This window comes from Xanthomonas axonopodis pv. maculifoliigardeniae (assembly GCF_041519315.1).
In the GTDB taxonomy this organism is placed as follows: domain Bacteria; phylum Pseudomonadota; class Gammaproteobacteria; order Xanthomonadales; family Xanthomonadaceae; genus Xanthomonas; species Xanthomonas euvesicatoria.
Map to the genome: position 1 here is coordinate 4,581,634 of NZ_CP167998.1, position 12,922 is coordinate 4,594,555.

At 67.9% G+C, this 12,922-nt stretch carries 8 protein-coding genes and 1 pseudogene; 1 reads left to right on the forward strand and 8 read right to left on the reverse strand.

Annotated features, from left to right (window positions below; genetic code table 11):
• Window positions 1-122: 122 nt before the first annotated feature.
• The 8 genes and pseudogenes from ACDH77_RS19525 to rsmG form a co-directional block, all read right to left on the reverse strand.
• Window positions 123-770, reverse strand: a complete 648-nt coding sequence (locus ACDH77_RS19525) for a cation transporter (RefSeq protein ID WP_338338504.1) — start codon at window positions 768-770, stop codon at window positions 123-125.
• Window positions 767-3,979 (reverse strand): CusA/CzcA family heavy metal efflux RND transporter, encoded by a 3,213-nt coding sequence (locus ACDH77_RS19530; protein ID WP_338338505.1) that lies wholly within the window; start codon window positions 3,977-3,979, stop codon window positions 767-769. The genes ACDH77_RS19525 and ACDH77_RS19530 overlap by 4 nt, the downstream gene beginning before the upstream one ends.
• Before the next feature lie 549 nt (window positions 3,980-4,528).
• The gene (locus ACDH77_RS19535; protein ID WP_372353609.1) at window positions 4,529-5,800 is read right to left on the reverse strand and encodes an efflux RND transporter periplasmic adaptor subunit; all 1,272 of its coding nucleotides are present in this window, start codon (window positions 5,798-5,800) and stop codon (window positions 4,529-4,531) included.
• 182 nt (window positions 5,801-5,982) lie between these two features.
• The gene (locus ACDH77_RS19540; protein ID WP_372353610.1) at window positions 5,983-7,254 is read right to left on the reverse strand and encodes a TolC family protein; all 1,272 of its coding nucleotides are present in this window, start codon (window positions 7,252-7,254) and stop codon (window positions 5,983-5,985) included.
• Window positions 7,255-7,309: 55 nt separating this feature from the next.
• Complete coding sequence (locus ACDH77_RS19545; protein WP_008577212.1) at window positions 7,310-7,693, reverse strand: DUF2946 family protein; 384 nt, start codon at window positions 7,691-7,693, stop codon at window positions 7,310-7,312.
• 87 nt (window positions 7,694-7,780) lie between these two features.
• Window positions 7,781-8,028, reverse strand: a pseudogene (locus ACDH77_RS19550) (hypothetical protein); the annotation flags it as partial.
• 152 nt (window positions 8,029-8,180) lie between these two features.
• A complete protein-coding gene (locus ACDH77_RS19555) occupies window positions 8,181-9,998 on the reverse strand; it encodes a DUF885 family protein (protein WP_218489058.1) in 1,818 nt (605 codons plus the stop codon).
• A 308-nt stretch (window positions 9,999-10,306) separates the two neighbouring features.
• Window positions 10,307-10,945, reverse strand: a complete 639-nt coding sequence (gene rsmG / locus ACDH77_RS19560) for a 16S rRNA (guanine(527)-N(7))-methyltransferase RsmG (RefSeq protein ID WP_372353611.1) — start codon at window positions 10,943-10,945, stop codon at window positions 10,307-10,309.
• Window positions 10,946-11,168: 223 nt separating this feature from the next.
• Between rsmG and ACDH77_RS19565 the strand changes: the two genes are divergently transcribed.
• Window positions 11,169-12,797 carry an alkaline phosphatase gene (locus ACDH77_RS19565; RefSeq protein WP_372353612.1) on the forward strand — a complete coding sequence of 543 codons (1,629 nt, stop codon included), beginning with the start codon at window positions 11,169-11,171 and terminating at the stop codon, window positions 12,795-12,797.
• Window positions 12,798-12,922: the final 125 nt, after the last annotated feature.

The following is a 12,922-nucleotide window of genomic DNA, read 5'->3' on the forward strand; positions in this document are numbered from 1 at the left end:
TCCGGAGCGATCCGGGCACAGCGAGCCGCGCATTATGCACGGCTTTCCTATGTGCCGCAAGCACTTACGCTACCTGCCCGGACGCGGTCGGCGGTGCACCCGGCAACGGTGCCAACGCGCGATCACCCGCCTCCGGCTTGCGCTGGCGCAGCGACCCGGCGCAGTTCCGCCCAGGCACCACGCGCCACCTGCCAGGCCGAGCGCAGAAACAAGAGCAGCAAGACCCCTGCGATCAGCAGGTCCGGCCAACCACTGCCGAACGCCCACACCGCTGCGCTGGCCGCCAGCACCGCCACGCCCTCGTAGACATCGTTGCGCGAGCAGGCCCAGGCCGATGCCAGGTTGATGTCGCCGCTACGGTAGGGCCACAACAGGCGCAGGCAGACCAGATTGGCGGCGAAGTTCAGCCCCGCCACCACCCCCATGCTCTGGAACAGCGGCAGCTGTGGGTGGGCCAGTTTCCAGCCGATCTCGGCTGCCACCGCCAGCGCCGCCAGCAGGATCATGCCGGCCTTGAGCAGGGCCACCCGCGCCTTGCCGGTCAGGCTGGCGCCAACCACAGCCAGGCTGAGTGCATAGGTGAGTGCATCGCCCAGATTGTCCAGGCTGCCGGACAGCAGCGAGGCCGCGCCGCTGTGCAGCGCGCCGGCCAACATCAGCGCAAAGCTGCCGGTATTGATCGTCAGCACCCACCACAGGACGCGCCGTTGGCGCGCCTGCATGGCGGCCACATCCAGGGTCTTGCCGCAGCCGCAGCAGGCATCGCTCATGGCGTGCTCCCGTGCGGCTGCCTGGGAAGCGATGCGACGCGTGGCGACCGCTCCCGATGCAGCCAGCGATACAGCACCGGCAATACCAGCAGGGTGAGCAGGGTGGAGGAGACGATGCCGCCGATCACCACCGTGGCCAGCGGGCGCTGCACTTCGGCACCGGCACCGACGTTGAAGGCCATCGGCACAAAGCCCAGCGCGGCCACCAATGCGGTCATCAGCACCGGTCGCAGCCGCGCCAGCGCGCCTTCGCGCAATGCCTGCTCCAGCGGCATGCCGTCAGCGCGCAGGCTGCGCACGAAGGCGATCATCACCAGACCGTTGAGCACCGCCACCCCGGACAACGCGATAAAGCCCACACCGGCGGAAATCGACAAGGCCAGCCCGCGCAGCGCCAACGCCACCACGCCGCCGGTCAGCGCCAGCGGCACGCCGCTGAACACCACCACCGCATCGCGCAACGAACCGAACGACCAGTACAGCAGCGCGAAGATCAGCACCAAGGTGCCCGGCACCACCCAGGCCAGGCGCTGGCTGGCGGAGATCAGTTGCTCGAAGGTGCCGCCGTAGCCGATCCAGTACCCGGTCGGCAGTTTGACCTGTGCCTTGACGCGCTGCTGCACCTCGGCCACGAAGCTCCCCAGATCGCGATCGCGCACGTTGGCCGTGATCACGATGCGGCGCTTGCCGTCTTCGCGGTTGATCTGGTTGGGCCCCAGCACGGTGTCGACCTTGGCGACCTCGCGCAGCGGCACGGTGGCCGGCTCGCCACTGCGCCAGCCTGCCGCGCGGCTGGACTCGTCCGCATCGGCACGTTCGCCATCGCCACGCAGCGGGATCGGCAGATCGGCCAGCGCCGTCGGGTCCTGGCGCAGGGCTTCGGGCAGGCGCACCACGATGTCGAAGCGCCGGTCGCCTTCGAACAATTGCCCGGCCTCCTGCCCGCCTACGGCCGCCGCCACGGTGTCCTGCACCACGCCGGGATTGAGCCCGTAGCCGGCCAACGCGGCGCGATCGGGCACCACCGCCAGCATCGGCAAACCGGTGGCCTGTTCCAGACTCACATCGGCCGCACCGGGCACCGCGCCGGCGATTTCCTGCACGCGCTGCCCGAGCTGGACCAACGTGTCCAGATCGTCGCCATAGACCTTGATCGCCACATCCGCACGCACACCGGAGATCAGCTCGTTCATGCGCATCTGGATCGGCTGGGTGAACTCGTAATTGTTGCCGGGCAGCTGCTTCACCGCCTCCTCGATCTCGGCCAGCAACTGCGCCTTGGGCTTGCGCGGATCCGGCCACTGCGCACGCGGATGCATGATCAGGAAGGTATCGGCGACCGATGGCGGCATCGGGTCGGTGGCCACTTCGGCGGTGCCGAGTTTGCCGAACACATGCGCCACCTCCGGAAACTGCTTGATGCGTTTTTCCAGCGTGGATTGCATGGTGATGGCCTGCTCCAGGCTGGTGCCGGGAATGCGCAGGGCATGCAGCGCAATATCGCCTTCGTCCAGATTGGGGATGAACTCGCTGCCCAGGCGCGTGGCCAGCACCGCGCACAGCGCCACCGTTGCAAACGCTGCAATGCCGACCCACCGGCCGTGGCGCAGCGCACGATCGAGCAATGGCGCGTAGACGCCGCGCGCCCAGCGCATTGCGCGGTTGTCGTGCTCGGCCACCTTGCCGCCGAGCAGCAACGCAATCGCTGCCGGCACGAAGGTCAGCGACAGCAGCATCGCGCCGGTCAGCGCCAGCACCACGGTGATCGCCATCGGGTGGAACATCTTGCCTTCGATGCCGGTGAGCGCGAACACCGGCAGATACACCGCGGTGATGATGCCCAGGCCGAACAGGCTGGGGCGGATCACCTCGGCAGTGGCTTCGGCAGTGAGCTCGAAGCGCTCATCGCGTTCGAGCACGCGCCCCAGCCGGCGTTGCGCTTCGCCGAAGCGGCGCAGGCAGTTCTCTACGATGATCACCGCACCATCGACGATCAGGCCGAAATCCAGCGCACCCAGGCTCATCAAATTGCCGGACACGCCACCACGCACCATGCCGGTGAGCGTGAACAGCATCGCCAGCGGAATCACTGCGGCCGTGATCAGCGCTGCGCGCACGTTGCCCAGCAACAGGAACAACACCACGATCACCAGCAATGCGCCTTCGATCAGGTTCTTGGCGACGGTGACGATGGTGCGGTCCACCAGTGCGGTGCGGTCGTACACCGGCACTGCCTGCACGCCGGCCGGCAGGCTGGCGTTGGCCACTTTCAAGCGCTCGGCAGCGGCCTGCGACACGGTGCGGCTATTGGCGCCGACCAGCATGAACACCGTGCCGAGCACCACCTCGGTGCCGTCCTGGGTGGCCGCACCGGTGCGCAACTCACGCCCCTCGCCCACCTGCGCCACATCGCGCACGCGGATCGGCACGCCGGCGCGCCGATCCAGCACGATCGCGCCGATCTGCGCGATGTCGTCCACCTGCCCCGGCACCCGCACCAGAAACTGCTGGCCGTTGCGTTCGATATAGCCGGCGCCGATGTTGCGGTTGTTGGACTCGACCGCCTGGGCAACGTCGTCCAGGGTAAATCCCAGCGCGACCAGGCGCGCCGGATCGGGCGTGATATGGATCTGCCGCGCATACCCGCCGATGGTGTTGACCTCGGTCACGCCCGGCACATTGCGCAGCTGCGGGCGCACCACCCAATCCTGCAAGGTGCGCAGATCGGTCGCCGTCCATGCACTGCCATCGGGCTTGCGCGCATGCGGCTTGGCCTCCACGGTATACATGAAGATCTCGCCCAGGCCAGTGGCAATCGGCCCTAGTTGCGGCTCCAGCTCGGCAGGCAATTGCGACTTGACCTGCTGCAGACGCTCGGCCACCTGTTGCCGCGCGAAATACAGATCGGTGCCATCGGCGAACACCGCTGTGACCTGCGACAAGCCATAGCGCGACAGCGAGCGGGTGGATTCCAGACCCGGCAAGCCCGCCAGCACTGTCTCCAACGGAAACGTCACCCGCTGCTCGGATTCCAGCGGCGAATAGCCGGGCGCTGCGGTATTGACCTGCACCTGCACGTTGGTGATGTCCGGTGTTGCATCGATCGGCAAGCGCGAAAAACTCCACGCCCCGATCGCAATCAGCACACCGGTCAACGCCAGCATCAACCACCGCTGCGCGATCGCAAAGCGAATGATGTTGGTCAGCATGACACGCTCCCCCGTGCAGACATGGCACCGCAAGCCGCCGAGCGTCGCACTGGTCGCACCACCGACAGACAGCGCCGTTGCCCCACAGGAACGCGCCGCACCACATCAAACAGACACTCACCCACGCGCCAGCACTGTCGTGGTATTAGTTCTCGTTGTTGCTGTTGCTGTTGTTTGCTTTCGGGGCCCCATACCGCAGCGGCAAGGCCGGCAGATACAACCCGCAGGGCGGCGCGCATGGATGCGCGACGTTTTTGTAAGGGACAGGGACGTCCCTTACAAAAATTTCTGCCGGCCTTGCGAACCCGCAGCGCCGCAGGCGCGGAGGGCGCGAGGACGGGGTGTGCTTTCTTTTGGTTACTTTTCTTTGCACAAGCAAAGAAAAGTGACTCGCGCCCGACAGGGCGCGAAAGCCTTTGCCCTAGCCCGAAGGGGCGCGAAAGCCTCTGCTCCAGCCCAAGAGGGCGCGAAGGCCTTGGACGTGGCACGTCCCCCTGCACCCAACAAACGCCCCCACTCGACAACGCACTGCCACACAAACCAACGCGATCAATGATCATGCGAAGCCCCCGACTTTTCGATATCGGCCTTCACCAGATAACTCTGCTCCACCACCACCGCATCGCCTGCCGCCAAGCCCGATAACACTTGCACATGCTGCGCATCGCGCGCCCCCAGCTTCACCGGCCGCACTTCGTAGACATCGCCCACCCGTACAAACACCACGTCCCAGTCGCGGAACCGCTGCAACGCCCCCACCGGCACCACCATCGCTGCCGGTTGCTGCGCCACCGTGACCCGCGCCTTCACCGCAGAGCCAGGCCGCCATAAACCATCGCTATTGCGCAGCACCGCGCGCGCCACCGTGCTCTGGCTCGCCGTCGCCGTGCCGGGCAATACACGCTCCAGGTTCGTTTGCGCCACGACGCCATCGCTGATGCGCGTGACCGTCACCGGTGCGCCGGCGGTGATATGCCCGGCGTCGGCGCCGAAGATGTGCAGATCCACCCACAAGGTGGACAGGTCGGCGATCTCGAACAAGGCCTGGCCTTCGCTGGCATTGCTGCCCAGGCTGGCATTACGCGCCAGCACGGTGCCGCTGATCGGTGCGCTCACCGAATAGGTGGTCAGGCTCAGATTGCTCTCCACCGTGGCCAGCACCTGACCGGCGCGTACCTGGTCGCCCACGTTGACGCGCAGGCTGCGTACCGGGCCGGGAAAACGCGCGGTCGCCTGTGCTTGCGCGCCTTCTGCCGGCGTCAGTAGCCCCTGCACTTCGTGCTGGTCGGCAATGCTGCCGGCGCCCACCGGCGCAACACGAATGCCGGCGTCCTGCGCGACTTTCGCCGCGATGGTGGTGCGGCCTTCATAGCTGGGATAGGCCCAGCGATGGGTCTTGCCCTGCACGGTGGCGCGCACCTCCACATCGAACGAATGCGGCTCGCCGACCGTGCTGTCGGCCAGCAGACTGCCGTCGTCGCGCGGCCGCAAGCGATGCACTTCATTGATACCGCCGAGCCGGGTCAGATGCACCTCCACCTTGCCGGCGGTGGCCGGCAATGGTTTGCCATCGCGGTACAGCCAGGCCTGGTACGTAGGCGGCGTGCCGTCTTCGGCGATGGCCAGCTCCACGCTGTCGCCGTCCTGGCTGAGCAACCGCCCGCCGTGCGTGCCGGTCTGGGCTTCATCAGCGTGCGCATCGGCGCCCGCCTCGCCTTCGGCGGCGTGCCCTGTGTGGTCTTCGTGCGCTGCGTCGCTGTTGCGGCCGCAGCCGCTGAGCACCAGCGCCAGCAGCAGCGGCGCAATCATGAAACGTGTCATCGAAGGTGGTCCTGGTTGGCGCCGACGCACTGCGTCGGGCGAACGAATGGAAGTGGGTTGCGAAGAAGGTGCGCCTGGGGTGGGCAGCGTTTGGCGAGCGCTGGGTGCCGACATCGCTGCAGATGCGGCGATTCCGATAACGCCCTCACGCGCGGCATCAAAACGCAGTACCGAAACAGCAGTCATGGCGTCACCTGCGCGGCAGGCTCGCGCACGAACGGCTGCCCGGTCAGGCGCTGGATTTCGATCAGCGCGGTCTGTGCTTCCAGTGCGGCGGCCAGTTGCTGCTGGCGTGCATCGCTGCGTTGCGCCTGCAGCTGCGCCCAGTCCAGATAACTGGTGGCGCCGGCGCGATAGGCGCGCTCGGCGGCGGCATCGGCGCGTGCGAGCGCCGGCAGTACATCCTCGCGCATGCGCGTCACTTCCAGCTGTGTCGCGCGGTAGCGGCCATGCGCATCGGCCAGCGTGGCGTAGAGCACCGACGCCTGCGATTGACGTTCGATGTCCAGCAACGCCAGCTCCGCTTCGGCGGCGCGAATCTCCGGCTGCGCACGTGCAGCGCTGCCCAATGCCAGCCAGACGCTGCCAAGCAATGCAGTGGCGTCATTGCCTTCGAGCCGGCGCACGCCCACCTGCCAGTCCAGATCCGGGCGCGCCTGGCTGCGTGCCAAGTGCACCCGTGCTTCGCGCACGCGTTGCTCGCCGTTCAAGCGTGCCAGTTCCGGCGTGGCGTCGAGCAGTTGCGCCAATACCTCGAACTCGGGAATCGCCGGCAGTTGCAACGGGTCGCCGGTGATGGCGCCGAAGTCCGGCGTGCGATCGCCCCACAACACCGCCAGCTGGCGGCGTGCGGCCAGCAGCTCCTGCTGGGCGCGATCGCGCTCCAGTTCTGCGCGCGCCTGCAGGGCTTGGGCGGTCAGCAGCACCGATTCGGGCGATGCGCCGGCCTGCAGCCGTTGGCGCGCAGCACTGACGGTGCGCTGGCGCTGGGCCAGCGTGTCCAGCGCCGCCGCGTGCCGCTGCGCGGCCATGCCGATGGCCAGGTAACGCCGCGCGACTTCGGCCAGCACATCCAGCCGGGCCAGGGCGCGTTGCGGTGCCAGCGCATCGAGACGTGCTTGCGCCAGGGTGCGGCGCGCGTCGAGCTTGCCGCCGCGTTCCAGCACGCCGGCCAGGGTGACGGTGAGTTCGGCCTGGTCCAGCGCGCGGGTGGGGCCGGTGCCGAACCCGTTTTCCAATTCGGCACCGATGCGCAACGGCGGACGCAGGGCGTCGCGCTCGGCGTCGGCGCTGAGGACCGCGCGTTGGCCATCGGCCAGGCGCAGATCGGGGTGCTGGCGGGCGACGCGTGCAATGGCGTCGTCCAGGGTCAGCACGGGTTTGGGCGGCAGGTCCTGCGCCTTGGCGCACGGCACCACCGCGAAGACGGCAAGCGCCGTCAGTCGCAACCACATGAGGGTGTCTCCGGAATCGGGATCGATGGACAGGCCGGCAGCTGCCGGCGATACATCAGGCCGCGATCGGAGGACGCAATCCGGTCTCGCTCAGATGCGAGCGGTAGGCGGTGGTCAGCACGGGCGGCTGCCCGTGCGTGCGCGCAGGCAACGGGCCCCAGGCCAACGCCGGCAGCATGGCCGGGCTGTGCCCGTGGCAGTAGCCGCTGTGCATCAAGGCATGCAGCAAACCGGCACCGTCGCGTTCGCCGGCATCGCCTTCGTCGGCACCGTCATGGCCATGCGGTGCGGTGTCGTCCAGATGCGCCTGATCGTGCGCCAGCGCATGCACATCGCCCAGTGCGCAGGCGACCGGTGCAACCAGCACGCCCATGACCAGCACCAGCAACGCCATCAGGCGGAGCAACGGGTCCGACAGGCGGGCGCGAGGAAGCAGCATGGGCGCAGCGTATAGGGGCCGGGGTGGTTACACAATTGCACGGGGTGTTGCGTTGTTTGATGCTCGGTGGCTTTCAAAGCTCGGTGGTTCGAGCGCGCGATGCCCTCGCCGCTCGCGGGACACACCGTCAACCCGTCCATGGGGGCTCGATGGCGGCATCCATGCCGCCAACGGTCCCGCAAGCGGCGAGGACACCGCACCAGACAGTTGGCTGGTGATTCTTACTGAAGAGCGAGAGCCGCGTCCGGTGGTCTGCTGGTTGCTTGTTGAAAACGCTGCACACCGACCAACGCGACTGGTCCTTGCCCGCCTACCGTCGTGGGACCCTGGCGGCATGGATGCCGCCACGGAGCCTACATGGACGCACTTGCGGCGTGTCCCGCGATGGTGGGCGGGCAAGGGCCCTGCAGCAAACGCGAAGACCTTGAGGGCGCGATGCCCTCACCGCACTAGAAGGTTGGCCGGCGGTCGGCAATGCGACCCAGCATCACGGCGCCGCGCGACCGGGCGATTTGGCGTCTATCGGGCGTGCCTTGCTCTCAGCGATAAAGGCGCGCACCTGCTGTTCCAGCACGGGCAAGGTGACCGAGCCCTGGCGCAGCACCACATCGTGGAAGGCCTTGATGTCGAAGCGGTCACCCAGCGCCTTTTCTGCCTCGGCGCGCAGCTTGACGATGGTGATCTCGCCCAGCTTGTAGCTCAACGCCTGGCCGGGCCAGGAGATGTAGCGGTCCACTTCGGTGGTGACTTCGTGCTCGCTGAGTGCGGTGCGGTCGCGCAGATAGGCCAATGCCTGCTCGCGGCTCCAGCCGTCATGGTGCACACCGGTGTCGATCACCAACCGGCAGGCGCGCCACATTTCGTAGGTAAGCCGGCCGAATTCTTCGTACGGGGTTTCGTAGATGCCCATCTCCTGGCCGAGCTTTTCGGTGTACAGCGCCCAACCTTCGCCGTAGGCGGAAATGTAGTTCTCGCGCCGGAACGCCGGTTGCTCGCCCTGCTCCAGCGCCAGCGACCCCTGCAGCGAATGACCCGGCGAGGACTCGTGCAACGTCAGCGCCGGCAAGTTGTACAGCGGCCGCGATGGCAGGTTGTAGGTATTGACCCAGTAAGTGGTGGCGCCGCCGCGGCCGGCGGTCCAGAACGGGGCGATATCGTCGGGCACCGGCTTGATGGTGAAGCGCCCGCGCGGCAGCGTGCCGATGAACTTGCCCACCTGCCCGTCCACGCGCTTGGAAATCCATGCGGCGCGATCGAGCAACTCCTGCGGGGTCTTGGCGTAGAACTGCGGGTCGGTGCGCAGGAAGGCCAGGAACTGCGCGAAGCTGCCCTTGAAACCCACCTGCTGGATGATGGCGTTCATCTGGGTCTGGATGCGCGCCACTTCGTCCAGGCCGATCTGGTGGATCTGCTCGGGCGTCAGTTCCAGCGTGGTGTATTCGCGGATCTGCTGACGGTAGAACGCCTTGCCGTCGGGCAGTGCTTCGGCCGCCAGCGTGGTGCGCGCCCTGGGCATGTAGTCGTTGCGGAAGAACGTCAGCAGCTTGCTGTAGGCCGGAAGGACGGCGGTGCGCAACGCGGCCTTGGCCTGTTCGCGCAGTTGCGCCTGCTCGGCCGCCGGGATCTGCGCAGGCAGCTGCTTGAACGGCGCGTAGAAAGTGGATTCGGTGGGATCTTTGACATCGGCCACGGTGGCGATGGAGACATCGCGCCCGTCCAGCACGGCACGCGGCACGCTGAATCCGCGTGCCAGGCCGGCGCGCATGTTGACCGTCTGCTGGTCGAAATAGCGCGGTACATCGTTCAGGCGCGCGATGTAGGCGCGGTACTCGGCCGCGGTCTTCATCGGCCGCTGCGCCATGAAGCCCAGATTCGACCAGAACGAGCTATCCGAATTGAACGGCATTTCGTACAGGCGCAGGCGCACTTCGGCGGCCAGGTTTTCCACCTGCGGGCGGTAGATGGCGAAGTTGATCTGGTTGGCCGGCGAGAGCTGCTTCGGGTCGATGCCGTCGAGCTGCTTGAGTACGCCGTCCCATACCGCCAGACGCGCCTGCTGCGCGGCCGCGCTGACATCGGGCAGATGCGTGTTGTCGCCGGTGGTGTCGCTGTCTTCGTCGGCCTGGCCGGTCTCGGCCTGGCGCCAGGCCCACTCTTTCTCGTAGATCGCGCGAAAGCGTGCATCGGCCGGTGCCTCGGCGGTGAGCGTGGCCGGGGCCGGTGGCGTGGCGGCCTGCGCCGAGGGGGCGGCGAAGCCTGCGCCCAGCAGGGCGAGCGAGAGTGCGGCGGCGAGCGGAGAGGTCACGTGCGGAAGCCTGATCTGGAGCGAACGCCCGATCATGGCAGCACCCGGTCGTGCTGCCATGGGCCGGAAGTCCCAACACGGGCTGGTGCAGGGGCATGGCTGGAGTGTCGGTGCTGCCCTGTTATTGACGGGCGTGTCAGGGGGACTGCCCCCATCCGCCCTTCGGGCACCTTCCCCCGCAGGCGGGGGAAGGGACTTTTAGGTTTGTCAGGGAAGGACGAGACGCTCTTGGTGAGTGCGGTATCGCCCCCGCCTGTGGGAGAGGGTCGGGGTGAGGGCCGCTTGAGACCGGCCGACGCGGCTTCGGCTCAGCCCTTGCGCACCACCACCAGGTGCCGCTCGCCCTCCAGGCCGGGGACCTGCAGCGGGTGCACCTCGCCAACGGTCCAGCCGGCCGGCAATGCGGCGATTTCCTCGTGCGGGTACACACCCTTCATCGCCAACAGGCTGCCGCCCGGGCGCAACAGGTGGCCGCCGACGGCGATGATGCCGGCCAGCGTGTCCAGCGCGCGCGCGGTGAGGTGGTCGTAGGCGGCCGCCTCGTCCAGCGCTTCGGCACGGGATTCGGCCACTCGGGCGTTGCCCAACTCCAGATGGCGCAAGGCCTCGCGCATGAAGCGCGCCTTCTTGCCATTGCTTTCCACCAGCGTCACCTGCAGCTGCGGGCGGGTGATCGCCAGCGGGATGCCGGGCAAGCCGGGGCCGGTGCCCAGGTCGGCCAGGGTACCGCTGGCGATGTAGGGCTGCATGGCCAGCGAATCGAGCAGATGGCGGGTGACCATCTCGCGCGGGTCGCGCACGGCGGTCAGGTTGTAGGTCTTGTTCCAGCGCACCAGCAGGGCCAGGTAGCGCAGCAGCGGTGCGGCGAAGGCCGCATCCAGGGATTGGGCCTGCAGGCCGCGTTCGAGCGCGGCAGAGACATCGGGGGCGAGTGCGGCATCGTTCATGGCGCGATTATCGCAGCTGGGCTGGCGGGCATGCGCGCACCGATCTTTGCATCGCGGCTGGGAATGGCGTGGTTGCCTCGGCAGGCCGCTGCCCTGCCGCGTGCTGCCCGGCCGCGCCGTGGCTGGCTGTGCTGAACCACCGGCCGTGACGCTGCAACACGTGACACAAAACGGACATGCCGTGGCCACAGCATGGTCGTGTCTGCTTGCCTGCCGTTTGTCCATGCCTGTGATCGACCCGTCTGCCGCCTCATCCCTGCCTGATTGCGCTGCCACGCCGGCGCCACCGGATCCGAGCCGGCGGCGCATCCTCATTGCCGGCGCCAGCCTGGCCGCGGCGGGGCTGCTCAGCCCGTTCGCACGCGCCAGCGGCAGTGCCGATCCCTTCACGCTGGGCGTTGCGGCCGGCGACCCGTTGGCCGATGGCTTCGTACTCTGGACACGGCTGGCACCCCGCCCGCTGGACCCGGACGGACGCGGCGGCTTGCGCGCAGCGGTGCCGGTGCGCTGGCAGGTGGCCAGCGACCCGCAGATGCGCACCATCGTGCGCCAGGGCGAGACCGTCGCCAGCCCCGCCTGGGGCCACGCGGTGCACGTGGAGCTCACCGGTTTGGCGGCCGATCGTCCCTACTGGTATTGCTTTCAGGCCCTGGGTGCATGCAGCGCGATCGGCACCGCGCGCACCCTGCCGGCGGCGCATCGGACCCCGGACGCAGCGCGGTTCGGGTTTGTCTCCTGCTCGCACTGGGAACTGGGGTATTTCAGTGCCTACCGCCACCTCGCCGCGGAACAGCCGGACCTGGTGTTCTTCCTCGGCGATTACATCTACGAGTACAGCAACCACGGCGAGGCGGCGCACAAGATCGTGCGCGCGCACGGCAGCGGCGAATGCCTGGATCTGGCCGGCTACCGCAACCGCTACGCGCTCTACCGCACCGACCCGGACCTGCAGGCGCTGCACGCCGGCAGCGCCTGCGTGGCGACCTGGGACGACCACGAGGTACAGAACGATTACGCCAATCGCTGGTCGCAGGACCCCTCGATTCCGGTCGATACCTTTCTGGCGCGGCGCGCTGCCGCCTACCGCGCCTTCTACGAACATTTCCCGCTGCGTGCGCGGCATCGCCCGCACGGCGCGGACATGCGCATCTACCGCTCGTTCGATTACGGCCAGCTGGCGCGTTTCTATGTGCTCGATGGCCGCCAGTACCGCAGCGAGCAGCCCTGCCCGCAAGCCAATGGCTGGCGCGGCGGCCATGTGGTGGCCGACAGTTGCCGCCAGCGCACCGACCCGCAGCGCACCATGCTCGGCTGGGAGCAGGAGCGCTGGCTGCATGGCCGCTTCGCGCAGTCGCCAGCACGCTGGAACGTCATTGCGCAGGATCTGCTGGTGGCACCGATGCGACAGGCTGGGCGCGACGGCGTGGTCGGGCACTGGACCGATGGCTGGGACGGCTACCCGGCCACGCGCGAGCGCATGCTCGATGCGATTGCGAACACGCGCCTGCGCAACCCGGTGTTCTGGGGCGGCGACATCCACTCGTATTGGGTCACCGACCTGAAGGCCGATCCGGGCGACGACGCGTCGGCAACGCTGGCCACCGAATTCGTCGGCACTTCGATCACTTCCGACGGCCAGAGCAACGACGAACTGCACGCGACCATGGCAGCCAACCCGCATGTGCACTACGTGGACGGGCAAACGCGCGGCTATGTGTCGGTGACGCTTACGCCGGGCCAGATGGAAACCCGGCTGCAGGGCATCTCCGATCGGCGCGACCGCAACGCCACGGTGTCGACAACCAAGCGCTTCGTGGTGGAGGACGGCAGACCCGGCGCAGTGGAGGCCTGAGCCGGGGCGGCAGCCGCGGACGCACTGCCCCGAGGCTGGTGCGCGCAGCATCCTGCTCGCGGCGCACTGTGCGGCCCATCGCGTTAACGCGCCCGGGGGTGGTCACGGACACGTGACGGTAAGAC

Bases quoted from the DNA above. Each gene is read 5' to 3' on its own strand.
- ACDH77_RS19525 (WP_338338504.1), bottom strand. From the start codon at position 770: ATGAGCGATGCCTGCTGCGGCTGCGGCAAGACCCTGGATGTGGCCGCC.
- ACDH77_RS19530 (WP_338338505.1), bottom strand. From the start codon at position 3,979: ATGCTGACCAACATCATTCGCTTTGCGATCGCGCAGCGGTGGTTGATG.
- ACDH77_RS19535 (WP_372353609.1), bottom strand. From the start codon at position 5,800: ATGACACGTTTCATGATTGCGCCGCTGCTGCTGGCGCTGGTGCTCAGC.
- ACDH77_RS19540 (WP_372353610.1), bottom strand. From the start codon at position 7,254: ATGTGGTTGCGACTGACGGCGCTTGCCGTCTTCGCGGTGGTGCCGTGC.
- ACDH77_RS19545 (WP_008577212.1), bottom strand. From the start codon at position 7,693: ATGCTGCTTCCTCGCGCCCGCCTGTCGGACCCGTTGCTCCGCCTGATG.
- rsmG (WP_372353611.1), bottom strand. From the start codon at position 10,945: ATGAACGATGCCGCACTCGCCCCCGATGTCTCTGCCGCGCTCGAACGC.
- ACDH77_RS19565 (WP_372353612.1), top strand. From the start codon at position 11,169: ATGCCTGTGATCGACCCGTCTGCCGCCTCATCCCTGCCTGATTGCGCT.